The sequence below is a fragment of the Paenibacillus spiritus genome (assembly GCF_008710135.1).
In the GTDB taxonomy this organism is placed as follows: Bacteria; Bacillota; Bacilli; order Paenibacillales; family Paenibacillaceae; genus Paenibacillus_AQ; species Paenibacillus_AQ glufosinatiresistens.
In genome coordinates, this window is record NZ_VYKK01000001.1 from 159,161 (window position 1) to 185,462 (window position 26,302).

At 52.7% G+C, this 26,302-nt stretch carries 11 protein-coding genes and 10 tRNA genes; 1 reads left to right on the forward strand and 20 read right to left on the reverse strand.

Going from position 1 to position 26,302, the window contains the following annotated elements:
- Window positions 1–8 precede the first annotated feature (8 nt).
- From F4V43_RS00675 to F4V43_RS00705, 7 genes are all read right to left on the reverse strand, one after another.
- Window positions 9–4,871 carry an SDR family NAD(P)-dependent oxidoreductase gene (locus F4V43_RS00675; protein ID WP_191089416.1) on the reverse strand — a complete coding sequence of 1,621 codons (4,863 nt, stop codon included), beginning with the start codon at window positions 4,869–4,871 and terminating at the stop codon, window positions 9–11.
- A 37-nt stretch (window positions 4,872–4,908) separates the two neighbouring features.
- A complete protein-coding gene (locus F4V43_RS00680) occupies window positions 4,909–9,693 on the reverse strand; it encodes a type I polyketide synthase (protein WP_150456308.1) in 4,785 nt (1,594 codons plus the stop codon).
- Window positions 9,694–9,707: 14 nt separating this feature from the next.
- On the reverse strand, window positions 9,708–10,979 hold the full coding sequence (gene fabD, locus F4V43_RS00685) for an ACP S-malonyltransferase (RefSeq protein ID WP_150456309.1): 1,272 nt from the start codon (window positions 10,977–10,979) through the stop codon (window positions 9,708–9,710).
- A 25-nt stretch (window positions 10,980–11,004) separates the two neighbouring features.
- Window positions 11,005–14,736 (reverse strand): non-ribosomal peptide synthetase, encoded by a 3,732-nt coding sequence (locus F4V43_RS00690; RefSeq protein WP_150456310.1) that lies wholly within the window; start codon window positions 14,734–14,736, stop codon window positions 11,005–11,007.
- Window positions 14,733–16,505, reverse strand: coding sequence for an ABC transporter ATP-binding protein (locus F4V43_RS00695; protein WP_150456311.1), 1,773 nt, complete (start codon window positions 16,503–16,505; stop codon window positions 14,733–14,735). The genes F4V43_RS00690 and F4V43_RS00695 overlap by 4 nt, the downstream gene beginning before the upstream one ends.
- 32 nt (window positions 16,506–16,537) lie before the next feature.
- Complete coding sequence (locus F4V43_RS00700) at window positions 16,538–18,283, reverse strand: ABC transporter ATP-binding protein (protein WP_150456312.1); 1,746 nt, start codon at window positions 18,281–18,283, stop codon at window positions 16,538–16,540.
- Between the two features lie 206 nt (window positions 18,284–18,489).
- Window positions 18,490–19,581 (reverse strand): arabinogalactan endo-beta-1,4-galactanase, encoded by a 1,092-nt coding sequence (locus tag F4V43_RS00705; RefSeq protein ID WP_223879728.1) that lies wholly within the window; start codon window positions 19,579–19,581, stop codon window positions 18,490–18,492.
- A gap of 191 nt (window positions 19,582–19,772) precedes the next feature.
- Here F4V43_RS00705 and F4V43_RS00710 point away from each other — a divergent pair, with 191 nt between their 5' ends.
- A complete protein-coding gene (locus tag F4V43_RS00710; protein WP_150456326.1) occupies window positions 19,773–21,740 on the forward strand; it encodes a glycoside hydrolase family 127 protein in 1,968 nt (655 codons plus the stop codon).
- 67 nt (window positions 21,741–21,807) lie between these two features.
- Here F4V43_RS00710 and F4V43_RS00715 read toward each other — a convergent pair whose 3' ends face one another.
- From F4V43_RS00715 to F4V43_RS00775, 13 genes are all read right to left on the reverse strand, one after another.
- A complete protein-coding gene (locus tag F4V43_RS00715; RefSeq protein ID WP_150456313.1) occupies window positions 21,808–22,620 on the reverse strand; it encodes a helix-turn-helix transcriptional regulator in 813 nt (270 codons plus the stop codon).
- Window positions 22,621–22,645: 25 nt separating this feature from the next.
- A complete protein-coding gene (locus tag F4V43_RS00720; RefSeq protein WP_150456314.1) occupies window positions 22,646–23,431 on the reverse strand; it encodes an alpha/beta hydrolase in 786 nt (261 codons plus the stop codon).
- Window positions 23,432–23,639: 208 nt separating this feature from the next.
- Window positions 23,640–25,067: a family 43 glycosylhydrolase gene (locus tag F4V43_RS00725; RefSeq protein WP_150456315.1), complete on the reverse strand. Its 1,428-nt coding sequence runs from the start codon at window positions 25,065–25,067 to the stop codon at window positions 23,640–23,642.
- A 253-nt stretch (window positions 25,068–25,320) separates the two neighbouring features.
- Window positions 25,321–25,399, reverse strand: a tRNA-Leu gene (locus F4V43_RS00730).
- 39 nt (window positions 25,400–25,438) lie between these two features.
- Window positions 25,439–25,512: transfer RNA gene (locus F4V43_RS00735), tRNA-Cys, on the reverse strand.
- Window positions 25,513–25,525: 13 nt separating this feature from the next.
- Window positions 25,526–25,600, reverse strand: a tRNA-Gly gene (locus F4V43_RS00740).
- 6 nt (window positions 25,601–25,606) lie between these two features.
- Window positions 25,607–25,682, reverse strand: a tRNA-Gln gene (locus tag F4V43_RS00745).
- Window positions 25,683–25,695: 13 nt separating this feature from the next.
- Window positions 25,696–25,771: transfer RNA gene (locus F4V43_RS00750), tRNA-His, on the reverse strand.
- Between the two features lie 30 nt (window positions 25,772–25,801).
- A tRNA-Trp gene (locus F4V43_RS00755) sits at window positions 25,802–25,875 on the reverse strand.
- A gap of 5 nt (window positions 25,876–25,880) precedes the next feature.
- Window positions 25,881–25,966: transfer RNA gene (locus F4V43_RS00760), tRNA-Tyr, on the reverse strand.
- Window positions 25,967–25,975: 9 nt separating this feature from the next.
- A tRNA-Thr gene (locus F4V43_RS00765) sits at window positions 25,976–26,051 on the reverse strand.
- A 24-nt stretch (window positions 26,052–26,075) separates the two neighbouring features.
- Window positions 26,076–26,151, reverse strand: a tRNA-Phe gene (locus tag F4V43_RS00770).
- Window positions 26,152–26,165: 14 nt separating this feature from the next.
- Window positions 26,166–26,242 (reverse strand) — tRNA-Asp (locus F4V43_RS00775).
- Between the last annotated feature and the right edge of the window lie 60 nt (window positions 26,243–26,302).

Below are 26,302 nucleotides of genomic sequence, written 5' to 3' on the forward strand. Positions count from 1 at the left end.
ACCAATCCTCACCCATTCAGATTTTTAAGAACTCCCTGAACTGAAATGCTCCCCTTCTCCAAACCATCCAGCATATCCAGAAGTTCATCGTCGGACAGATTCTCGTCCTTTTGCATTTTCCTGCCCGCCTCGCTGGATTGTCCCGTTCTTTTCTCCATGAACCCTGCAAGCTGAGTGACCGTTGGATAGGTGAAGATATCGGATATATCCACAATGCCCGGGAAGGACCGCTCAATGGCCTTCAACAATTGTGTCGCAAGAATCGAATCTCCTCCAAGCGCATGGAAGGTCTCGTATACATCCACTTCGTTCAGCCCCAGAACTTGGCCGTACAACAGACCCACTTGCTGTTCCAGCAGGCTGTATTCCTCAGCGTCCTTGCCAACGAGGTGAATTTCGGCAAAATCGAGCATCCGCTGTTCTTCAACCTCACGAGTCTCCGCCCCCTTCGCGATTCGGTCTATGCTGGAGCGGATCTCGGAAGAGACGGCCAACGCTAGGCTGCTCAAGCTTGCCTGAAGCACGGAAAGGTTCAGTTCGGCCGGGATAACGGCCGGCAAAGCGGAAGTTCTCAACAGCTTATCCAACCGATCGGCTCCGGTCTCCGGAGAGATGGAGACGAAGCAGGTATAATCGTCGGTCACCTGATAGTCTGCGGCCATTCCAACTTCTCTCCAAGCCGGCCAAAGGATGGACTGGGCTTTACGTCCCCGCCGTCTCATCGCATACGCATACGCATTCAGAAAGGCGTTCGCCGCCGTGTAATCTCCCTGTCCGACCCCGCCCGTAACGGAAGTAATGGACGAATACAGCACGAAGAAATCCGGATCATCCTGCTCACAAGCTTGGTCCAGGTAGACGGTTCCATGTATTTTAGGTTTGATGACATTGCGGAATACGTCCATGTCTTTGCGCAGAATAAAGCCATCCCCGGCAACGCCCGCCGTATGTATAACCCCGTTGATCCGGCCGTATTTGCTCCGCAACTCCGCCACCGTCCGGAACAAAGCGCCGCAATCCGAGACATCAGCCTGGCACAACTCAACCGTCGATCCTGTCTGTTCGATATGTTGCAGCATCGCAATTTTGGCGCGCGCCGGGTCGTCTCCCGGCTTATCCAGAACAGCCTGCCATTGACTCCGTTCAGGCAATGGACTTCTGGCCAACAAGGCAATATGGGCTGTTCCTTTGCCCGCCAGGTATTGGGCAGCCTGCAGGCCGAGCCCGCCCGTTCCGCCTGTAATGAGGTATACGCCGCTGTTCCGGATTTCCAGATCCGCCAGTCCGTCCGGGTCTGCCGGGCAATCGCGCAGCTCTTCCCGGTATCTCTTGCCGTTCCGGCACGCGATCTCATAAGGAGCTTCGCTCCGGCACAGTTCGCGGAACAACCCTTCCGCCGTAGTCGCCTGGTCGAAATCAATGCATCTGCAGGACAGGTTGGAATACTCCTGATTGAGGGTTGTTCCCAATCCGAACATCGCCTTGGCGGTGGGATGAAGACCGTCTTCATTGCCGGTAACCGGGTTGACGTGCCGGGCAAGAAGGGCGATCTCAACCCGTCCCTTCCATTTATGCTTCAATATCCCCTTGGTTATATGGAACAGGCTGTATAATTCCCTTCCCAGCCATTCGTCGGGGTCCTCGATCTCCGTTCCGCTTTCTTTTCCGTCCAGACTGAACGCATGAACGACCAGACTTACCGGCGTATCTGCCAGTTCCTTCATCAGCCTGTCGAATTCCTCGGCATCGAAGGGGACCCGGTAATGGCTATCGCTTACCTTCTCATACCGCAATCCCGGTTCCACTTCAATCAGTTGCTGACAGCGGCTTCTGAACTGCTCCGCAAGCTCTTCGCATACCGGCTGATTTCCCTTAAGCAGGACGACAGCGCCGGTCCGGCCGGTCCGTTCGATCGAAGGGGACAAATCCTCGGTCCATTCCATGCAGTACATAGAATGGGATTCGGCAGTCGGCTCTTTGAACACAAGCTGGGATTCTTTCGCCTTCTTAATGGTGTAATCCGAAATTTCAGCAAATATCTTTCCGCTTGTATCCATCAGGGAGATGTCAAAGGTGATGGTTTCCAGACTTCCGGCCTCGTTGCCTTTTCGGCGAATGCTGCTGTAGAACTCGGCGGGCATTCTGCCGTAGAGAGAGAGCCGCTTATAATTCAGAGGAAGATACGTTCCCTCTCCGATGCTCTGACTGGTCATGTTGGCCGCATTGTCCATCAGCCCGGGATGAAGTCCATACTCCTTCAGATCGCCGTGGAGAGAGTCCTCCAGCTTCAGAGCGACAAGAACCTCGTTGCCGCTCTCGTAAATGGCCTGTACATTATCCCATCTTGGTCCGAACGTAAATACGTTGTCGGAAGAATTCAACGTCCCGGGGTCTTTCATCCGGTTGGCTTCGGTGGCGATTTGCTCCAGTCCGCTCCGGGTACGCGTATGAGACCGGATAGACGCGATCTTCCCTTCCGCATGGATCAACCAGCGGGCCTCGCCGGAAGCGGGAACAGCGTCCGTCGTTTTGCTGGCAATAGTAAATGCTAAGTATCCCTTCTCTTTGCTCACAATCGTATGGACTTCTGCGGTCTCTTCCACTTGGACCATAAGCGGCGTCAAATAGATGACGTCCCGAAGCTCCAGAGCCGACTGCGGATAATGAATTTCGCCTACAGCCCGGGCCATTTCGAGATAAGTCGTTCCCGGAATTACGCATTTGCCCTTGATTCTATGGTCGGACAACACCCACTGCGTATCCGTTGTAAACAGCGTCTGGTATACGCTTTGATTCATGGTGTTCACCAGCTGCGTATGAATGAGCGGATGCAGCCTCCCGGCCGGAGCAGCGGACAGACTCACCTTGGACAATTTCGGCTCGGCCCAGTAGCGGATCCGTTCGAACGGATACACGGGAACACTGATTCTGCGGCAGCTCCGGTCCGCATACAGCTTGTCCCAATCCACATCCGCTCCCGATACATACAGGCGGCCAATCTCACTCAGCGCCCGCTCTTTGATCGCATCTTTCAGCTGGCTGAAGCCTTCTAGGTGCGCGGCTGCCTGCTTGGTGAGCTTGTTCTTCTCCCCCTCGGTGATTTCATGAGCCAGTTTGTTCTTCTTCATTTCCGGAACGATCTTATGCGCACCGTACAGAACGCCTATTTTGCTGACCCTCTCCAGTCCGTCGGCTACAAGTTCCTGGAGCATCTGTTCCAATTCCTCACGATCCTTGAACATCAGCACGATTCGGTAAGCATAATGTCCTCTGCCGGTATTCGCCGTATAGCAGAGAGCGCCTAGATCCAGCTCCGGTTCCGTCCGTGCAAAATCGAGATAACGCTGCAGGAAATCCTCCAGAACATTCCGGCTTTTGGCGGAGATCGTGAGGCAGTGGGTTAGCCCACACTCCTCGGACTCCGGCTCCCGTTTAGCCGCAGGGGCCTCTTCCAGAACCAGATGACAGTTGGTGCCGCTGAATCCGAAGGAGCTTACGCCGGCTCTTCTCGGCGTGCCGTCGCTCTCCCAGTCTTTCAGTCTGTCGCTGACATAGACCGGCGTCTCCGCAAAGTTAATAAACGGATTGGGCTCGTCAAAATGGATGGTCGGCGGCATTTGCCGATGTTTCATTGCCAAAACCACCTTCATAAGCGAAGCCACGCCGGAAGCCGCGACTAAATGTCCTACATTCGTCTTCACGGACCCAATCCCGCAAAACTGCCGTTTATTCGTATATTTACTGAAGGCATTGGTTAACCCTTTAATCTCGATCGGGTCCCCCAATGTGGTTCCGGTTCCGTGCGCTTCCACGTAGCTGATGGTCTCCGGGTCGATATCCGCCCGCTGCCAGGCCCGAACGATAACGTCCTCCTGAGCCGCAGCGCTGGGCGCGGTTATACCGTTGGAAGCTCCATCATTGTTAATGGCGCTCCCCTTAATCACGGCATGAATCTGATCGCCATCCTTCAGCGCTTTCTTGAGCGGCTTTAGCAATACGGCCCCTACGCCTTCGCCCCACAAGGTCCCCTTGGAATCTTTATCAAAAGTCCGAACCAGCCCCTCTGTAGACTCTACCGAGCTCAGATCCATCGGCCCCTTAACATTCTTCACATAAAAAAACGACTGGGCAATTCCTCCGGCGATCGCCATATCGCACTCTCGGTTCAAGATCGACTGGCAGGCCGTATGTATGCTCACCAAACCAGAGGAACAAGCCGTGTCAATGACCATGCTCGGACCCTGCAGATTAAAGATATAAGCGATCCGGCTTGCCAGAATCCCTTCCCAGGTGCCGGTGAGATGCATCGGATCGGGAGCCGTAATATATTTATACAGCGCAGTACTGGTGTTGTCTTTACCGACAAACACGCCGGTTCGCGTCCCTACGATTCTCCTGCCTCCGTAACCGGCGTCTTCGATTGCTGCCCAGGCGGTCTCTAGAAAGAGGCGCTGCAGGGGGTCCATAAATTTGGCTTCACGGGGCGGTATGCCAAAGAAGGCGGCGTCAAACTTGTCCACCTCATCCAGATACCCTCCTTTTGCGAACAGGTCGTCCGGATGCTCCAGTTTCGGAGGTTCGTCGCCCAAAATGAATTCAAAGTAAGAAGGATTGCCGATAATATGCTCAATATCGCGTTTTCGCTCATCGGACAAATCGCCGATGCAATTCTCCCCCTCCTTGATATGCTCCCAGAATTCTCCGAGGTTCTTTGCTTTCGGGAACTGACCGGACATCCCGATAATAGCGATGCTGTCCTCCTCCGCTTTTCGCGGCGTTCCCTGGATTTCCTTCAACAGAGCTTCGGCGTCCGCGCTTGGAATCCGCTGCTCGGCAACTTGCTTTAATATGTAGCTTTTTAATTTGGACACAGCCTGTTCCCCGCTTTCTCTCGTGTGCATGGTTATTTCAGAAATTCAATTGATTCATGTACTCGTCGGCCTCTGCCTCGGTTATTTCCCCCTTGGAGAGTCTGTCCAGAATCTCTGCCAGTGTGCCGGCGGCAGCGGGTTGGGTAGCCTTCTTTCCATCCACCAGTTGGGCCAGCTCCGCAATCGTCGGGTAGGTGAAGATGTCCGAAATATCAATCGCACCGGAGAACCGCGCATTCAGCTCCTTCAGCAGCTTGGTAGCCATGATGGAATCGCCGCCCAGGTTGTAGAAGCTGTCGTACAAATCCATCTCGTATACGCCTAGTACACGGGACCACGCTTCGGCTATTCCGCGTTCCGTCTCATTGATATCCCTGGCATCCCTGCCGTGGAGGATGATGGCGGTTTGAGCCGGACCCGATCCGGAAGAACCGGGATTTGTGCCGGAAGCCGGCTTTCTCATTCGGGTCAGTCTTTTGCTTAGCCGTTCGGATATCCGCAGATCCTGACTTAGGGATTCAAGCGGGTTGTCATTCAGCTCCGCGGCGGCCAGACGGTCCAACCCGGAGTCCAAGGCTTTGTCAAAGGCAGACACCCCCAAGCTTGTACCGATTCCTCGAAAAGCCCCCTGATCGGTATCGACCTCGTGATCGGCTGCCATTCCGACTTCCTTCCACGGCCCCCAGTTGATGCTGAGGGCCTTCCTGCCCCGCTTCCTCAGATTGGCCGCCAACGTATCCAGATAGGCATTTGCTGCGGTATAGTCCGCTTGACCGGGCGTCGCCACCAAAGAAGAAATGGATGAGAACATGACAAAGAAGTCCAGATCATCGTCGACAGTGGCCTGATACAGGTTCCAGGCGCCCTGCACCTTCGTATCATGCACGCTCCGGAAGGCATGCTCTTCTTTTCTGAAGAGAAATCCGTCCCCTGCAACGCCGGCCGCATGAATCACTCCGCGTATCGGTCCCAGCGTATGCCTGATTTCCTTTATAGCCGCTTGAACGGCTTCCTCGTCGTTAACATCCGCCTGAATGCAGGTAACCGAAGCGCCATATTGCCGGATTTCCAGAAGCGAAGCAATTTTGGGGCACAGCCTGCGGTCTCTGTTTGCCTGAAGGAGGGTCTCCCACTCCGAAGGTTCAGGCAAAAAGGATCGGTGAATGAGCGCCAATTGAACATTCGCTTGCCGGGCCATATGCTTGCCGATCTCAAGCCCGAGTCCGCCCGTGCCTCCGGTAATTACGTAGACCCCTTCGGAATGATAGCGAAGCGGTTCACCTTCTCCTTCGGGAAGCGGTGCCTCCCTTAATTCTTCCGCATAGCGGCATCCGCTCCGGTAGGCAGCCTCGCGCTCTCTTTGCCGGGGCGCCAGCTCCGCCAGAATCAACTCCGGCGAGGTATCCAGCTCGATATCGAGGCAACGGCAATTCAAGTGGGAATGCTCCTGCTGGAGAACTTTACCTGCAGCAAAGAGGCTTTTACCCGCAGGATTCAGCACCGCTTCTTCGCCCGTAACGTTATTGACGTGATTTGAAATCAGGAACAAATCCAGCTCCCCGGGCCATTTGTTATGAATGAGGGAACGGGCGATATAGAACAGGCTGAACGGACCGGCCTGCTGTTTTTTCTCCAGGTCCTGTGCAGTTTCCGCCCAAGGAAGCTTATCCAAGGTCAGACAATGGAGGATAGCCTGCAGTCCCCGGGTCTTCAACCGGGCCATCAGCTGCTCATAACTCTCCCGGCTGCCGTCAATCAAGTACTGGTTCCGGGAAATCTCCCGATTCTCCTGGCCGATGCTGACTTCAACAATCTCTGCGCCTTCAGCTTGAAGTCTGGAGGACAGTTGCCGTCCTAAACCGTTATGATCCAGAAATACGAGATATCCGGTCTGAACAGGGACAGACACTGTCCGGTCCAACTGGGCCGGCACCCATCCCGTGCGATAATACATAGAAGGCTCCCTCAAAGACGATGACGTCCACCCCTTCGGATGAACCTTTTTCACCGTATAATCCTGAACCGTCATAAAGGGGGCACCGGACTCGTCCGCCAGTACGATATCAAATACCATCGTCTCCGAATGGGCCGACGGTTTGTCCTTTCTCACCAAATAACTGTGAAACCGTTGCGGCGCGTTGCCGCGAATAAGCGTGGCTCCGTACCGGTAGGGCAAATAGAGGTCATCGCTCTGCCAGGCATTCGCTCCGTTGACAGCGCAATCGATCAAAGCCGGATGCAGATGGTAGGCCTTCATATCCCCCTCGAATTCAGAGGGAAGTTCAATATTCAGCTTATGCGCTTGTCCGTCTGACCGTAGCTCCCGGACATTCTTCCATCTTCCTCCCACCGCGATTTCGCCGGTTGCTCCCGATGCCTGATCTTTGGGGGCTATAAGAGACCACCGTTGCGCATCCGCTCTCGCCATAATCTCTGCCTTGTCAGCCTGCGACCAAGGTTCAAGCTCGATTACCCCTTCAGCATGAACGGTCCATTCCTCATCAGCACGGCTGGAGATTATAACCTCGATATGCCGCTCCGTCGTCTTCCATAAGGTGTGAACTTCTCTGCTTTCGTTCTCTCCCAGAATGAGCGGTGACACAAAGGTGAGATTGGCGAGATACAAGGGGCGTTCACCAAACCTGTAAGACCAGATTTCTTTTACCATCTCCAGATAGGCCGTGCCGGGAAGCACGTAGTTCCCCTTGATTTTGTGATCGCGGACCACCCAATGCGCGCTGACATGAATGGTTGTTGAATAAATATCCATTCCGTTTGATTCTGCCAGACAATGATCCAGCAGCGGATACGCATCCAGCAGCGCGGATTTGGAGAGAGGGGCGGGGACTGCTGGCCGGGAAGCTCTTACCCAGCAGGATTCTCGCTTGAAGGGATACACCGGCAGCGGAATCTTATGATACCTGCCATGAAGGTATAAGCTTTCCCAGTCCACCTCTGCCCCTTGCACGTAGGCTTCGCATAATTCAAGCAGCATGCCCGGCCCGGCAGCGGAGTCAGCTGCCAGCGTCCCAACTGCACGGCTGGCTTTGGCGCTAAGCTCTTCGGCTTGGCTGCTGGTAATTTCGCCGGAGGCCGCCTCCGTCTTTTGCGCCGGAATCACTTTGTGTTCACCATAGAACAAGCCAGCTTCCGGTTGACTTACCAGACCGTGTTCACGGATCAGCTCAAGCCTGCTGCACAGCTCGCTCCAATCGCGGGACATAACGGCCAGTCGGCAGCGATAGTGGCCTCTGCCCGTATTCGCCGAATACACAAAATCCGAATAATCCTCCGTATCCGATCTCTCCCGGGCGAACTCTATGTACCTCTCCATCCATTCCCGGAGCGATTCCCGGGATTTCGCGGAAAACGTAACGACCGGCGGCACAGGCCGTCTATCTGTCATCCTCTCTTCTCTTGCAGGAGCTTCTTCCAGAACGATATGGCAGTTGGTCCCGCTCAAGCCGAAGGAACTGACGCCGCATCTCCGCGCCCCTTCCCTGCTGTCCCAATCGAGCAATTTATCCGCAACAAAGACCGGAGAGTCCACGAACGAAATATTTCGATTCGGTTGGTTGAAGCGCAAAGTCGGGGGGATCTGCCGATGCTTAAGCGCAAGAACGGCTTTAAGCAAGCCGGCCATACCGGCGGCATTGTCGAGATGCCCGATATTCGTTTTGACCGATCCCACCGCGCAAAATTGTTTCTTGTCCGTAAAATGGGCAAAGGCTCGTTCAATACCGTGAATCTCGATCGGGTCGCCCAGTTTCGTTCCGGTCCCGTGCGCTTCAATATAACTGACCGATTCCGGATCAATCCCGGCATCTTTCCAGGCTTCCATAATTAATTGTTCCTGAGCCGAAGAATTCGGCGCAGTAATGCCCATTGAGCGGCCGTCCTGGTTCATTGCGCTTCCTTTGATAACGGCGTAGATGTGATCCTTGTCTTCCAGCGCCTTGGTCAAAGGCTTTAATACAATCACCGCCGCACCTTCTCCCAGTCCCGTTCCGTCCGAGGTATCGTCAAAGGTTTTGGCCTTTCCGTCATGGGCCTCGACATTGTTCACAATATGAAGTCCTATTCCCTGGGCGTTGGTTCTTTTTATAGGGAGCAGATGCAGCTTCACGCCTCCAGCCAGAGCCATGTCGCACTCCCCGCTGCGGAGGGCCCGGCAAGCCAGATGTACCGCCACCAGTGCAGAGGAACAGGCCGTATCCACGACACAACTGGGTCCCTTCAAATCCAGGAGATAGGAAATCCGGCTCGGAATAATGGATTTCAGATTGCCTATGGCCGAAATTTCCATAGCGTCCCGGTCCAGAACCTGAATGAAGGATTTATAATCCTCGCCAAAGTCGTTATTATGACCTGCATACACCCCGGTTTGGCTGCCTGAGCATTTGTCCCCCCCGTAGCCCGCATCCTCGAGAGCGGCCCAGGCAGCTTGAAGAAATAACCTTTGATTCGGATCCATTAACCCGGCTTCCTTGGGAGAGATACCGAACAATTCATAATCAAAGCTGGAGATATCCTTCAGGTAGCCGCCGGCGTGATACTCCAAATCTTCCAGCATCCGCTCACTTAGTCCCTGGCCCTGTAAATATTCGCTTAGGTACGCTTGGCGCTCCATGGGGAAATCGGTTATCCCGTCCCGGCCCTCCCGCAGCATTTCCCAAAATTCCTGGATACTCCCCGCCGAGGCAAATTGCCCGTGAATTCCGATAATGGCGATATCCTTGAGAGAATGGTCTACGGTATTGATATGCGTCTTAATCCGTCCGCCGGACAGCTCGAACTTTTGCAAATCCAATAATGGCTTCAATCGGTTTCGCCTCCTTACAACGCCTCAACAGGCGCAAGGAAAGGTTCCACTGCCGCCCTCGTCCCTGTTTGATCCATCAACTGCTGAAAACGGCCGTTTTGCTCGGCGGAGGGAACCCCCTTGGTGGCAAACACTGATCGCAGCATGTCGATTCCCGCCTTCATATCGTCTGCCGTAAGCTCCCTTGCACCGGATTCGATCTGCTCCTGCAGCCATTTGATCCGATTGTACGGCTCCACAACGCCCTTCTGGTACTCTTCCTGATTCCAATTCCGGTTCTGGGTACTTACGGCAATGGCAAGGCATTTCCCCAGAAAAGACGGTTTACCGGCTTGTACCGCCTTTTCCTGCGAAGCAAGATACTTCTCCAGAATGGACCAGTCCGTTTTTAAGTCGAGAGAGAGAGCAGTGACCTGAGGAGAATGCTTCAGCATCATTTTCTTCAGCACCTGCTTGGGTCCAAGCTCCAGCGCCAGTCCGACCCTCTCATGATCCAGGTACTCCATAGTTCGGGTCCACTGGACAGCATGGGTCATCTGCATGGCCAATTGATCCGCTATATTCTCCGTACCCGCATAAGGCTGCGCAGTTACATTGGAGATAACCGGATACCCGGTCGGCTGAAATGCAAAGGTACGGAGCAATGGTTCAAACGAGGACGCGGCATTCTCCATCAGCGGACTGTGAAAAGCGGCGCTGACCTCCAGGGGAATCAGAGCAGCATCATAGGCCTGTAAAATTTGGCATGCTTCGGATACGGCGTCCGTATGGCCGGATATGACCGTCTGCTGCTTCTCGTTGTAATTCGATACCACTACGATATGATCCGGTCTTGATATCGACGCGCATACCTGCTCGGCTAATTCCCCGCTTACCCGGGTTACCGCGACCATTCTTCCGGCTCCATGCATCGCAGCCTCCTGCATCAGCAGACCGCGCTGTCTGACCAGTCGCAGGGCATCTGCAAAACTCACCGCTCCGGCACATACCAGCGCGGAGAACTCTCCCAGACTATGACCCGCCCCGAAGTCCGGCTTCAAATTGAAGGCCTGCATGCATACCCGGTAAGCCGCCACGCTCGCCGTCAGAATGGCCGGCTGGGTATTCTCCGTCTTCGTCAGTTCGGCCAAACCGCCTTCAAAGCATAACTGACCCAAATGGAATCCAAGAACATCCTGGGCTTCTTCAAAGGTCTCTCTTGCAACAGCGTATTGATCATGCAGGGATTTTCCCATTCCCACATACTGGGACCCTTGTCCCGGGAACAATAAAGCGGTTTTTTGCATTTTGATCGATCCTCTCTGTAGTCATTTAGGATGGACGAAGCACGATTTCCATGGCTTGAACGTACAATTCAAAAAAATGCTCAGCGGACGACCTGCGAATTTTATCGGCCTGATAGTACAGATCAAACCGAAAGCCTCCGGCAAGCGGCTGGAACTTTAATATGATTTCAAAATGCTGCCGGACCGTGAATGGACAAGCTTCCCCTGCAACAAACAAAGGCAGCACGAACGGTCGGTCCACGGTGTGAGCGTGTCGTTTTAAGCAAGCCAGCGGATACGCCCCCTCCTGCATTTCCTTGCCCGCGGCATGGCCCACGGATGAGATCAGCTCTCCGATCTCGCCATATGTATTCAAATCCAGTTCAAGCTGGCGAATGTCGGAATTCTGCCCGGAACAGAGCTGGATAGGGACAACCGGGTTCTCCGTAATATGGCAGATCACATACATATAAAGGGACAAGGCGATATCCTCAACCTGTACTCCGTACTGATTCGCTCTGCTTATCAGTTGTGCAGCGTCCTGATCGGAGAGCACAAAATGAAACGTCAGCTCTTCATTGCGTTCTCCGGGTTCCGTAAAATACTCCTTCGGGAATAGAATGCGTTCCATTCCTGCACCACAGAATTTTTTATTTGCATTTTTTATAAAATTTGCTATTTTAGATACCGTGGGCTGATCAAACAAATCGACGACTCTGAGGGCACTTCCGGGAAACAATCCGCTTAATTTCTCATGCAGCCGGATCAACAGAAGCGAGTTCCCCCCGAGTTCAAAGAAATTGTCATGGATGCCGATACGGGATGTTCCCAACACCTCCTGCCACGCGGATACCAGTTTCTCTTCAATCTCGTTCATAGGCGCCACATACACCGAGGTCTCAAGGGGCTCCAATTCCCCCACCGACGGTAGCGAGTTGCGGTCCAACTTCCCGTTAGGCGTTAGCGGGAAGCTGTCCAGCGCGTAATATTGTCCGGGTATCATATACTCCGGTAAATGTTCGGCAAGATAGGCTCTCAAGTCCGGGACTGTCCCTTCCCCTTCAGGAACAAAGTAGGCAATCAACATTGGCTTGCCCGGCTGATGTTCACCGCAGATAACCGCACATTCCTTGATCTGGGGCATTCTTCGAAGGGTATTTTCAATTTCCCCCAGCTCGACTCGGAATCCCCTGATTTTCACCTGATTGTCGGTTCGGCCCAGACATTCGAGTTCCCCGTCCCTTGAGATTCGTCCCAGGTCACCTGTCCGGTATACTCTTGTCCTATACAGGTCGGATTCCTGTTCTCCCTCTTCCCAGGAACATGAGATGAACTTTTGCTGCGTAAGTTCCGGTCTGTTCCAATACCCTCGTGCCAGTCCATCCCCGGAAATGCCGATTTCACCCACCGCTCCAACGGCCATCCGGTTGCCATAATCATCCAATATATGGATTTGAGTATTGTGAATCGGTTGGCCGATTGTAACCTTCTTACAGCCGGTTACATCGGCTATGGCAGACCAGACAGTCGTCTCCGTGGGTCCGTACATATTGTAGATTTTTGCTTGTGTCAACCGTTGAACCTGAGCCAGCATCTGCTCTGTAAGCGCCTCGCCTCCGATCATAATTTCAGACAGACGGCTGATGCTGACTGCATGCTCCCGGTGATCCAGCAACAACCGCAGTCGGCTTGGTGTGATCTGCAGCATGTCCACTTGTTCCCGGGTAATCAGATCGGCCAGCAAGGACGGGTCTACCTGTGCTTGTTCATCCGCTATCACCACCTTCATTCCGGCGATTAGCGGAACGATGTTCTCCAGTATGAAGATGTCAAAAGATACTGTGGTCAAGGATAGCATTGTCTTGCTTTCATCAAAGGCGATCCGGTCCAGCATCGCGCGGATAAAATTATGAAGAGACCGATGCTCGATCATTACTCCCTTTGGATTTCCTGTGGAGCCTGAGGTATAGATTAAATAAGCCAATTGACTCGGTGAATGCTCCATACAGGGAGCTTTCTCCCAATGGCCGGATGGCAGATGGTCCACCTTCAGCATCCTGCCCGAATAACCGGAGATCCTATCCGGCTGGCCGCTCTGCGCAAGCAGCAGGTCTGTCCCGCTGTCTTGCAAAATATATTGGATGCGCTCCGGCGGATACCCCGGATCAAGAGGCAAGTAGGCGCCGCCCGCCTTCCAGACCGCCAAGATACATACGAGCATGTCCAGGGAACGTTGGACCAGCAATCCTACAATACCTCCTTCCCTGACCCCCTCCGCTGCCAGAAGGGCGGCCAGTCTGTCGGCTCTTTGATTCAGTTCCGCATACGTGACATCGGTATCTTTGAAGACTGCTGCGATACGCCCGGGGGTTCTTCTTGCCTGCTCCTCGAACAATTGAAGGACCGTCGCCTCCTGCCGGTAGTCCACTCCGGTAGCATTAAATGCTTTCAACATCGAGCGCTCCCGGTGAGAGAGCATATTCAATTTTGAGATCGTTAAGGTTGGGTTCTTCAACGCTTCCGTGAGTAATTGCAAGAAACCCTCGAACATTCTCCGGATTTCATTCTCCGTAAAGAGGTTCGTTCGATAGTTGATATCTACCTTAAGCTGTCCGCTATGTTCGCGATCGCTAAAGTGAATGGACAAGTCATCCAGCTCACTTCCCGTAAAGCTCATCTCGTACTGATCGACATACTGAGTGGAGAACTCAAAGCTCTGATAGGAGATCAGCACCCGGAAAAGATCCGACATTTGAACGGTAGGATGCGTTTCTCTGATATCCTCCATCAGGAGATCCAGAGGGTATTTCTGGTTCCGGATAATTTGATTCTGCTCTTCTTCGACGCTTTGAATCAGATCAACCAGGCTGAACGAGCCTTCCACCTGTAACCGAAGAGGAGTGGTGCTGAGATAGGTGCCAATGGTCTGCTTCTCGGCAGCCGAGGACCGATTATGGAACAGAACGCCGAGAACGATATCCTCCTTACCGGTAGTCCGGTAAAAATAAATAAACCAGACGGATAAAAGAACCCGGAACGGAGAAAAGTGATGCTCGGCGCAAAAATCAAGCAGCCTTTTGTACACTTCTTCATTCAAATAATGCCGGCCGACTTCCGAGCTGATATCGCTTAACGCTGGACGCTTAGGCGATAATTCCAACGGTTCCGGAAGAGTTGCAAATTTCTCCCGCCAAAAGTCCCGGTTCTTCCTGAACCTTGCCGAATCCTTATATTTCTCCTCCGAGCGGATAAAATCGGTATAGGAAGGCTTGGGGGTATCGGACAGGCTTTGTCCCTTCCGTAACCGGCTATAATGTTCGTAAGTCTGGTTCAAAAGCAGACTCAATCCCCATCCATCACATATAGAGTGGTGGATCTTGGGTACAAAAATATGGGATTCATTCACAACCGCCATTGTGAACGAATGCAGTATGGAGCGTTCGAGCGGCAGAGGCTTGCCCGCTTCATGCCGGATCCATTCCCGGAGTTCTTTTTTGCCGGAGAAATGGAGCACCTCAAGCTTTACCGGCTCAAAGTCTGAGACATACTGCACCAATGTGCCATCTCTTTCTTCGACTTTTAGCCGAAGCGCATCGTTTTGCATAACCGTTTGATTCAGAGCCTGCTCAAACTGATGCAAATCCACTCTTTCTTTCAAGTGGCTCTCCAATATGACGTTTCCGACACCTGTTCCCGGGTAAATTTTATCTGTGTACCAAAACCTCTTCTGAGAATGCGAAAGCGAGTACATTTGTTTGCCTGCAACTCCGGACGTCAAGCAGATTCCTCCTTTGCACAAGAATTTCGGCTTGAGCTCTGTTTCTGATTCAACATTGAATAGAGTCCCTCCGATTGAAGCAATTGCTCATGCCTGCCCTCCTCAACCACCCTCCCTTGATCAATGACATAAATCCGATCCGAGCCCCGAATCGTAGATAATCGGTGAGCGATCGAGACCGTCGTTTTATCCTCCATGAGCTTCTCCAGCGAGAGTTGAATCCAATTCTCGGAATCGGAATCCAGCGCTGAAGTAGCCTCATCGAGAAACAGAATGGGAGCGTTCTTCACCATGGCCCTGGCGATGGCGATTCGTTGCTTCTGCCCGCCTGACAGCAAGGCGCCCCGTTCACCAATGACCGTGTCATATCCCTCCGGAAATCCCATTATAAAATCATGGGCGTAAGCTTGACGGGCAGCTTCCATAATCTCCTTATCCGTGGCATCCATTCTTCCAAAGCGAATATTCTCGGCAATCGTACCTTGAAACAAATAAGCATCCTGGGGAACATAGGCATACTTATCGCTGATCTGATCTACCGATTCCGCCTGAACGCCGTCAATCCGGATTTCCCCTTTGTCTAAAGAATAGAAGCCCATTAGCAGCTTCATAAGAGTGCTCTTGCCTCCCCCGCTGGGGCCGACCAGAGCAATCCGTTCCCCCTGAAGTGCCGTAAGCGAGACCTCATTTATAACGGTTCTGCCGGTTTCATAGGCAAAGCTTGCATGCTTCATTTCAATCATGAATCTCTTATCCGTCATCGGTGTATTCCGTATTTCCGGCAAGTCCTTCTCCTTGTCTCCGTCCACGAGAGCAAATACACGGGATGCTCCGGCCAGCGAACCTTGAAGCTGAGTCATTAAACCGCCAATTTGCTGGAACATAAAAGCAATCCCGATGGCAAATTGAACAATCGCACCAATGTCGCCTGCTCCAATCCAGTTTCTCGATACCATATAAGCGCATACGATCAGGACACCGGCATAATTCAGCGAGCTTAATGTGAAGTTGATCCCGTCAATCAACCCCTGTTTCCGGGCTCTCGCTATAGACAGCTTAGTCACTTCCTCGATGGCGTCTTTGTAATGGCCGCTCATTTTCCGCTCCAGATGAAACATCTTGACGGCGCTGAATCCTCCCAGGAAATCAGTCAAGTATTCATTCATTCTGCCTTGGCTCTCCTGGATTCTGTCTCCCAGCTTACGGAAAGACTGAACGAACAGCCTGTTGAACCAGACAAACAGCAAGCCTATCGACAGAAGAATGGAGCCGATCCGCCAATCCAGCATCAGGAGAAGAATTACCGAACTGGAACCGTAGATCACCGCATAAACCATACTGGGGATCTGAATAGCGAATACCTGCTCGATGGTCTGGATATCATGGGTCATAACAGAAATAAAATTGCCGCTGTGCATACGCTCGACCGTCTCCATCTTCAGACGCGTCATCTCATCAAACGTATTTGCGCGTATTTCAGCCATTGTCTTCCTTACACACCAGTTGTATAGATAGCTGAATCCGATCAGGAGAATACTTGCCGATACGGCTGTAATTCCAATCGTCCATACCGCACGGTACAACAGCGATTTATTCATCTCGATGCCCGCATTGATCATGTCCCTGAACACAAATGCCATGACCGCAAAAATCCCGGCCTCTGTCAACGAATTCCCCAGGACGCCCGCCGTATAGATGCCTATTCTCGGCTTCATATACGCAAGCACTCTCAACCATTCTTTTCTTGAACTCAGACTGCTGTCATTCATCTTTCGGCTCCTTTTCTAGCCAGAGGGGCGGCCTATGCCGAGTATTGTGCATGGAACAGATGGGTAAAGGGTCCCTCCCGCTTCAACAATTCCTCATAAGTTCCCGACTCCAGCAGAGTTCCCTGGTCTAGAACGAGAATCTGATCGGCATCCCTCACCGTGGACAACCGGTGAGCAATAATCAATACCGTTTTATCCTTCATGAGCTCCTTAAGAGCTTCCTGCACCAATGCTTCCGACTCCATATCCAGAGCGGCGGTGGCCTCATCCAGCAGCAGCACCGGAGCGTCCTTGAGAATCGCCCTTGCTATGGCGAGACGCTGTCTTTGCCCTCCGGACAACGAAGCCCCTCTCTCGCCAACGACGGTGTCGTAGCCTTCGGGAAGCCGCATGATGAATTCATGAGCATTTGCCGCCTTCGCCGCTTCAATCATCTCTTCGGAGGTAGCCGAGCTTCGGCCGTAACATAAATTTTCTGCAATCGTCACAGGGAACAGAAAGATATCCTGGGATACAATCGCAATCTGCTCGCGCAGAGCCTTTAAGTTCCATTCCCGTATATCCCTTCCGTAGAATTTGCAGCAGCCCTGGTCCGGTTCATAGAACCCGCATATCAGCTGAAACAGCGTTGATTTGCCGCTTCCGCTCGCTCCGACCAACGCGGTTGTCGTATTCTCCCGCACCTTGAAGGAGAGGTTGTCAACGGCCTGCTTGCTGCCGTCATATGTAAAAGAAACCTGTTGGAACTCAATCAGATGATCGCTCCCCTTACCAAAGGCATTGCCGTCCGCGCGTTCAGTCGGCTGCCTTAAAAGCTCGAACAGGTGCTTGGAAACCCCTATAACATGTCTTAAGTTCGTAATAACCATAGGAAGCACGCTCGCCGGATTGACTAAGTAATTGAGAAGCTGCAAAAAAGCAGTCAATCTGCCCAGGTCGATGGTTTCATGGATCACCATATATCCGCCCAGCAATATACAGACGATGAAAGGTCCCAGCTTCAGAAGCACGATAAAAGGATTCATCCAGGTCTTTCGTTTCTCCAGAGCAATGGAAGAGGACAGGGCATCCTCCATCGCAGATCTGTATTTGCCGGAGAATACAGGCTTCAGACCGAAAGCCTTAATGACATGAAGGCCCATGTAGGCATCCTGGGAAATCGAATTGGAACGGCCGATATGAGCCTGCAGCTCACTGGCGTACTTGGAGACAGGCCTGCTGATGATACCGATAAGCAGCACGGATACCAGAATGATTGCTATACAGCTGACAAACAGCAGCCAATTGATCGAGAGCATATATATCGTTGCGGCAACACAAAGCAGCGGCAAATACAGCAAATTGTAAAGGTCATTCTGGAGAAAGTTTTGAATCGAAGATATGTTGGAGGTTAACCGTGACACGGTGTCACCGGTAGAATGCTGGGCAAAAAAGGAGATTTTAACATTTCCGAGATGGTCAAAAATATGAGTCTGAATATGGCGGGTTATTCGAGTGCTAACGCTTACAGTAAACGCTTTAACTAAATATTTAACGATAAAGCCGACCACAATCATCAGAGCGATGAATCCGATCTTCCAAGTGTCAAAATGATCGCCGGAAATTGCCTGGTTAATCCCCTGCTGAACCAAGACGGCCAATGAAATGTCGATCCCAACATTGATGATGGAAGATAACAGACAAATAAAAATATGCCAGCGGTAATCTTTGATAAACGAGCGAAGCGTATAAAGAGACGGACTGCTGTCCACTTCCGGGCTTCCTTCTGTGCCTTGCATTTACCACCAACTCTCCTTTTATTAGCGGATTGTTATTCGTTATATTTTATTAGTATTTTATTGCCATTAGTTAATAACAATGATAATAACTGTTCCTGAATATGTCAATCGTGATTTTTAATCACAAAAAGGCCAACTATGCACTTCTCTGCATAAGTTGGCCTGTGTAATTTTTCCACTATGGAAAGTATAGAAAGGTAGAATGACTAAGGGCGAAGAACATCCAGCGAATCCAGGCGGTTGCCCTTGAAATCAAACAGCGTCAGATTGGACCAGTTGTTGGCATGTCCGACTGACCACTCGGATTTGGAGGGAATCCATGCCGGCTCCCAGTAATGGAAGCCCCGTCCCCGCCCATCCGGGGTGCGGCGAATCACCGCCATCAGCTCGCTCAAATAACGGGTTTGTCCTTCTACCGTCGCCGGACATCCGGCAAGAAGCTGGTCCTCCGCGTTCACAATGAACTCCAGTCCGTCTTCGGGCGTTAAGGTCCAGGGGTAAGCGGTTTCAACAACGACCAGATCCTTGCCGTAACGGACCGCCAGATCTTTCAGATTGGCTTCCAGATCCTCCAACGTGCCATGCCACCACGGATAGAACGATTGCCCGATGACATCGAACCTAACGCCGCGTTCCAGCAGACGATCCAGCACATAACGGCTGGCGCCGTTGTCGCCGCCCCGGTCGAGATGAATCATCACTTCCAGTTTATGATCTTCATCCTCTACCCGGCGTACCGCCTCTACCCCGGCCTGAATCAGCTTGGCGAGCTGCGTCCACTGGCGGTCGTTGTCGCAGGCCTCGTCGCCGATCCATCGTTCCCGGGTAGTTCCGACATCGGCGGGAACGCCGACTTTGCCTTCTTCCCACAGCATTCCCGGCGTAATCTCGTTGCCGATCTGAACCATGTCCGGCAGCGTCCCCTGCTCTTTCAGCGCGGTCAACGCCTGCTCTGTGAATACTCCCACCGCCTCGGCCAGTTCCGGGAAACTGAGCCTTTCCCAGGCTTTCGGCTTCGTCTGCTTCTGGGGATCGGCCCAATAATCGGAGTAATGGAAATCCAGCAGAAAGTGCAGGCCGGCAGCCTTGATTTTGGCGGCCGTCATCAGCGTCCGCTCGAGATTCACATATCCGGCCTCCGGGTCGTTCCAGAGCCGAAGCCGGATCGAATTCACTCCGCTGTCCTTCAGAATCTGAAGCAAATCCTTCTCGTTCCCGTTCTCGTAGAACGCCCCTCCTTCCGTTACGATCTCATCCCAGAACGAAATATCCATCCCTTTGATTAACAGTTTTGTCACGGAATCGTCCTCCTGCTTCAATGTGCGGCTCTCGTCCGTCTCTACCAGATTAAAGAGTTCATCATCAAAAGTAAATCCCGGAGCTTCCGCCTTTTTGCCACCGATTCTGACGGACAGCCCACCGACATTTCACCTCATATCCCTTATCATAATAGTCGAAAGCCCACCTTGTAGAGCGGAGCGTGAATATGATGAACCCTTTGCAGCATGCTGTACCCTCCCGGCCCTTGAATCTGAACAGCGTTTCTATCCATGATCCATACTGGACTCCTTATGTGCAATTGGTGCGCCAGACAGTTATTCCTTATCAGTGGGAGGCTCTCAATGACCGGATTCCGGATGCCGAACCAAGCCACGCTATTTCCAACTTCCGCCGGGCTGCCTGCCTGGAGCCGGGCGGTTTCGGCGGTATGGTCTTTCAGGATACCGATCTTTATAAATGGCTGGAGGCCGTCGGATACACACTTTCGGCTTCTCCCGACCCCGATCTGGAGCGTCTGGCCGACGAGGCGATCGAGCTGATTGCCGCCGCCCAGCAGGAAGACGGTTATCTCAATACGTATTTCACCCTGGCCGAGCCGGGCAAGCGCTGGACCAACCTCACCGATTGCCACGAAATGTACTGTGCCGGCCATCTGATCGAAGCAGCCGTCGCCTACTGGCAGGGGACCGGCAAAACGGTTCTGCTCGGCGTCGCCCGCCGGCTCGCCGATCATATCGACCGCAGGTTCGGGCCGGAGCCCGGCCAGATTCGCGGTTACGACGGCCACCAGGAGATCGAGCTGGCTCTGGTTAAACTCTATGAAGCGACCGGAGAGGAGCGTTACTTGAAGCTGGCTTCCTTCTTCATCGACGAGCGGGGACAAGATCCAAGCTTTTTCCACCAGGAATGGAAGGCACGGGGCCAAATCTCCCACTGGTCGCCCGGCGTTGTCCAAGAGACTCCTCCGGCTCTTGAGTATCTCCAGGCGCACAAGCCGGTACGGGAGCAGGAGGCCGCGTCCGGCCATGCGGTCCGGGCCGTCTATATGTATACCGCCATGGCCGACCTGGCTCTTCACCGGGGAGACGAATCGCTGCTTCAGGCCTGCCGGCGCTTGTGGAACAACATGGTGCACCGGCAAATGTATATTAACGGCAGCATTGGTTCCACTCATCTTGGCGAAGCCTTCACTTTTGATTACGATCTGCCCAATGACACGAATTATTCGGAGACCTGCGCCTCCATCGGCTTGATCTTCTTCGCCCGGCGCATGCTTCAGGCGGAGGTTAAGGGCGAGTACGGCGACGTCATGGAGCGGGCCTTGTACAATACTGTAACAGCCGGCATCGCCGGCGACGGCAAGCATTACTTCTATGTCAATCCGATGGAAGTATGGCCTGAGGCAAGCGCCAAGAATCCCGGCAAACACCATGTCAAAGCGGTTCGCCAGAAGTGGTACGGCTGCGCCTGCTGCCCGCCCAATGTGGCGCGCCTGCTGACTTCGCTCAGCCAGTATATCTATACGGCCAGCTCCAATACCCTCTACACCCACTTATTCATTGGCAGCGACATTCAAGCCGAACTGGGCGATACCCGTCTGAAGCTGAAAATGGACAGCTCGCTCCCCTGGAAAGGCTCCGTTTCCCTTACTGTCAGAGCGCTTGAAGGCCCGGCAGCCTTCACCCTGTCCATTCGCGTGCCCGGCTGGGCATCGGACTGCCGCTTAGCCGTGAACGGCGAAGCGGTAACTCCCGTAATTTGCGACGGCTATGCCTATGTGCAGCGCAGCTGGGCCCAGGGCGACCGGCTAACCGCCGAGTTCGGCATGAAGCCTCAGCGGCTCTACGCTAACCCGCTCGCCCGGGCCAATGCCGGCCGGGTCGCCCTGCAGCGCGGACCGCTGGTCTACTGCTTCGAGGAAGAGGACAACGGCGCGCCGCTGGCCGCGCTCAGTCTGTCTCCCGAGGCTCCAATCAGCGAAATTACGGGCCGCTGGAGAGATGAAGTTGTCTTTCTGGAGACGGAGGGCTTCCGCCTGGAATCTCCCCCCGGAAATGAACTGTACAGCTCCAGGCAACCGGTGAAGCGCCCTGTCACCCTCACCGCGGTCCCTTACACCCTCTGGGGCAACCGTACGCCCGGACAGGAAATGCTGGTCTGGATGCGGGAAAGTTAAATCGGACGAATGCATGAACACCAAAAGCCTGGACCGCTGCAGACGCAGCAGTTCCAGGCTTTATTGTTCATCGTCCCGGCCGGTCAAGCCGAGTGTTAGGCAGCAGGACTCCAGAATCATTTTTATAGAGTTGGTATCTGCCTGGTGAATATCCGGTAACTCTCTTGAACTGTCGGCAGAAATGCTCAATATTACGATAGCCGCAGCGAAAAGCCACTTCTGCAACACTAAGTGTATTCTGATAGAGATATTCTTTGGCCAGGCGGATTCTGCTGTTAATCACATCCTCCATACAGGAAATGCCAAATGTTTTTTTGTAAATGCTCTGCAGGTAGCCGGGACTAAGCTGCAGCGATTGTGCCATCCTTGAGACCGTCCATGGATCGCCGGGGTTTGTCTGTATGGCGGTTCGTAGCCTTTGGAGATTGTAATATTGAGGCCGTAAGTCTCCCTGCCAATACGATTCCTGCAGTTTATTGAAGAGAATGCGCAGCAGAGAATCAATGGACGATTCCTGGCAGTTCCGGTTAAAGTTGTGCTCGACGACCAGCAGTTCAAACAACTTGCTGCAATAATCCGGATCATCCAGGGCAAAGGGAATACCGTAGGGAAGCGAAGTCCTGGATATGTAAATCTCGTCGGATGAAAAACGCAGCCAGTCATTGATATATACGTTGCCGCAGGCTCTATAGTAAATGGGCTGCCTCGCCTCATACAGGATGACATGATGAGCCGGGTATTCCTTCAGTTCTCCATTCACCCGGAATAGAGCGGGAGTTTTGGTTATAACCAACAGCCAACACTGATGGCCCTGGGGAATATCGAACACAAAATCACTCTCATGAGTTGCATTCGTTTCGACATAGTGAATCTGGTTCATCCTGTTCTTCTCCTCAAAGAATCTTTTAGAAGATACGCTTCGCCAGCTGATATAATCCGTTCTTCCATACCGGCCAATCATGGTCGCCCTCTTCTTCCAGCCAGATATGGGGCACTTTATGCTGTGAGAGGTAGGCATGCATTCGGTCGCTGACCCCCTTCAGCTTATCCTGGTTTCCGCATGAAATCCACAGCAGGTCAAGCTCCTCGGCGGCCTTCTGGGGGTCGGGCACCAGCATTTCGGGCAGTCTGGCATTGGGCGCAGGCGAGAAGGCTCCTACCCAGGCGAACCGGTCCAGATGACTCAGCCCAATATTCAAAGCCTGCCCCCCTCCCATCGATAACCCCGCTATAGCGCGGTGCCGCCGGTCCGACAGTACCGTAAAGTTCTCTTCGATATAAGGAATCAAATCCTGAAGCAGATCATATTCAAACCGCTCAAACGCCTCCAGCTTATCCGCTTCAAAAAGATCTCCCTGCGCCCGGTCATCCGGCATGGCTCGGCAATTGGGGCATACCACAATCATCGGGTGGATCGTTTGGTCCGCATACAAATTATCGAGAATTACCCGGAGACTGCCGAAGGTGCTCCATTCCTCTTCATCTCCTCCAATTCCGTGCAGCAAGTACAGAACGCTGCAAGCAGAATGATCGGAATAACCGGGAGGCGTATATACCGTAGTCTTCCGGACCCCGCCTACTGTAGAAGAGGGGTATTCTATCCTCTGAATCACTCCCCGGGTGATTCCTTCTCTCTCCTTGTCGAATCCTAAAGGAGCCGTCCGCATAGGGATCAGCTTGGCATCGTCCATGATTACTTCTTCCCTTCCTGTATCTGGTCCAGGTTGTAAGAGTGCTCCACTATAACCTGCATCAACTTACCCGGCAGCTTCTCCACAAATTCAACTCTGTTTAATGCGGGGGTCCGCCGCGGGCAGTCCCTCAATCATGCCATTCTCCACGCGTACTGCTCTCAACATCTCTTTGCTCCCCCTCTGCTTACGGATTCCTAAGCCGCCATCACTCCAGTGTGAAGGAGGCGAGGCTGGCACATCCATTGCCGATATACGTCAAATATAAAGCCTGTTTCCCGTCCGGAATTCGGATATCCGCAGCATACTCCTGCCAGACATTCGTGGAATCCACCGGAATACGGCCCAGCGCTAGTCCGTCCCAAGCCGTTCGCACTTCAAAATATCCGTGGCAGTAACCGCGCACTTGAATCCGAACTTTCCAGATGCCTTCACAATACAGATACTTATAGCCAGCAGTTGCGGAGTCCGTCAGATTGGCGATATAGCCGATTTCCGGGTCGCCGTCTCTTCCGTCCTGCGTGATTTTGGGAAAACGGCTGTCCATCCATGCTCCCATGCGGCCAAAACCACCGGTATACATTTCCTCATCCTTGCAAAATAAATGGCAGGCCAAGTAGGCCGGAAATTCTCCGCGCCCTTCAAGCGGCCCACCGTTAGGGCCACAGGAGGTCATTTCCACTTGGGGAATCGTCCCATCCTCCAGGAACTCAATCGGTTCGAGACAGCCTTGGCGAGAGAAAGCCGTACCATTGGTATGACGATGATAAAAAATGTACCATTTCCCCTGAATTTCAACGATACTGCCATGGTTGTTCCCGCCGTAATACATCGGCTTGTTCGCCGGCTTATACGTATCGATATGAAGATCGCAATTGCTTACGATTACGCCACGATACTGAAATCCCTTAGTTGGATGATGGCTCGTCGCATAACACAGTTCGTGCATAGCCGTTGAAGAATAGATCAAATAATAAGTATCGCCCCGCTTCCGGATGGAAGGCGCTTCAAAGAAGGCATGTTCTTCAAAGCCGCTCCCTATACTTCTCTGCTTGCTTGGTACAACAAACACAGGCTCTTCTTGCACCGTTAGCATGTCCGGACCTAACACTGTGGCCATGGCTCCGCTTCGGGAGGAATCCTCCGGTGAGCAAAAGCCAGTATAGAGATAGGTCCACTCTCCTTCCGTAAGTACCCCTGGATCAAATTGAGGCTCGTCACCTTCCCGTTCTCCAAGGAGCGTACCATCGGCATATTTGACATTCCCGTAGAATTGATATGGACCGGCCGGAGTAGCGCTTACTGCCACCGAAACAATGGGGAGCTTGTCAAGCACGTAGTAGAGATAGTACCTCCCGTCAGGGCCTACCGTTAAATCCGGCGCATACAAGCACATGCTCCCTTCAGGATTTAACGGATCATCTGCAGCACGGTAGATAACCCCTTCGTATCTCCAATCGGCAAGACTCTCCACAGGAGCAGACCAGCAGACATAATCATTCAGACAGAAGGCATGGCCGTTAAAACGGTCATGCGATCCATAAATATAAACCCGTCCATCAAACACATATGGCTCAGCGTCCGGAACATACTCCCAGGAAGGAAGATAGGGATTAACCCCTTGGCGGTTTGTCACAGTGCTCCTCCTTATAATAAATTTAGATTTGCAGCATCAATAAAGCGCTTACAGATATGCGGAAACAATTCGATTATAGATAACCGGCGAACTGAAAGTCCATGACCTAAAGTAAGCTAATATTGATCGATTCTCATCTTCTTCTTCTGCTGTAGAATCTCCGGCCAAGATTAGAACATAAAAAACGCTGATTCATCGCTATAGTCAGCGATAAATCAACGTTCTTTTCACCGTTCAATCAACGGAATTGTAATGCCGGTGAGAGGACTCGAACCTCCACGGTTTCCCTCACGATTTTGAGTCGCGCGCGTCTGCCATTCCGCCACACCGGCACATAAAGAAAAAAGAAATGGGATCATTTCCAATAAAGTTGGAGGCGCCACCCAGATTCGAACTGGGGATAGAGCTTTTGCAGAGCTGTGCCTTACCACTTGGCTATGGCGCCATATGAATATGAATGGAGCGGACGACGGGAATCGAACCCGCGACCCTCGCCTTGGCAAGGCGATGCTCTACCGCTGAGCCACGTCCGCATAAAATGGCTGGGGATATAGGATTCGAACCTATGCAATGACGGAGTCAAAGTCCGTTGCCTTACCGCTTGGCTAATCCCCATTAAATGAATAGATGGGGCGATCGATGGGACTTGAACCCACGAGTGCCGGAGCCACAATCCGGTGCGTTAACCCCTTCGCCACGACCGCCATATGAACGACAATTAAAAGTTAAGTAAATGGCAGGGGCAGCAGGAATTGAACCCACACTAACGGTTTTGGAGACCGCTGTTCTACCTTTAAACTATGCCCCTATAACTGGTGGAGGATGATGGATTCGAACCACCGAACTCGGACGAGAACAGATTTACAGTCTGCTGCGTTTGGCCACTTCGCTAATCCTCCAGGATTACATGGTGCCGGCGAGAGGACTTGAACCCCCAACCTACTGATTACAAGTCAGTTGCTCTACCAGTTGAGCTACACCGGCTTATTTGATTGTCAGCTAAGACGATGGTGGCTCGGGACGGAATCGAACCGCCGACACGAGGATTTTCAGTCCTCTGCTCTACCGACTGAGCTACCGAGCCTTACAAAACTTAAATGGCGGAACCGACGGGATTCGAACCCGCGATCTCCTGCGTGACAGGCAGGCATGTTAGGCCTCTACACCACGGTTCCAAGAGGCTAAGGTGAATCAATTGCGGGGGCAGGATTTGAACCTGCGGCCTTCGGGTTATG

Bases quoted from the DNA above. Each gene is read 5' to 3' on its own strand.
- F4V43_RS00720 (WP_150456314.1), bottom strand. From the start codon at position 23,431: ATGGACGATGCCAAGCTGATCCCTATGCGGACGGCTCCTTTAGGATTC.
- F4V43_RS00710 (WP_150456326.1), top strand. From the start codon at position 19,773: ATGAACCCTTTGCAGCATGCTGTACCCTCCCGGCCCTTGAATCTGAAC.
- F4V43_RS00700 (WP_150456312.1), bottom strand. From the start codon at position 18,283: ATGCAAGGCACAGAAGGAAGCCCGGAAGTGGACAGCAGTCCGTCTCTT.
- F4V43_RS00695 (WP_150456311.1), bottom strand. From the start codon at position 16,505: ATGAATGACAGCAGTCTGAGTTCAAGAAAAGAATGGTTGAGAGTGCTT.
- F4V43_RS00715 (WP_150456313.1), bottom strand. From the start codon at position 22,620: ATGAACCAGATTCACTATGTCGAAACGAATGCAACTCATGAGAGTGAT.
- fabD (WP_150456309.1), bottom strand. From the start codon at position 10,979: ATGCAAAAAACCGCTTTATTGTTCCCGGGACAAGGGTCCCAGTATGTG.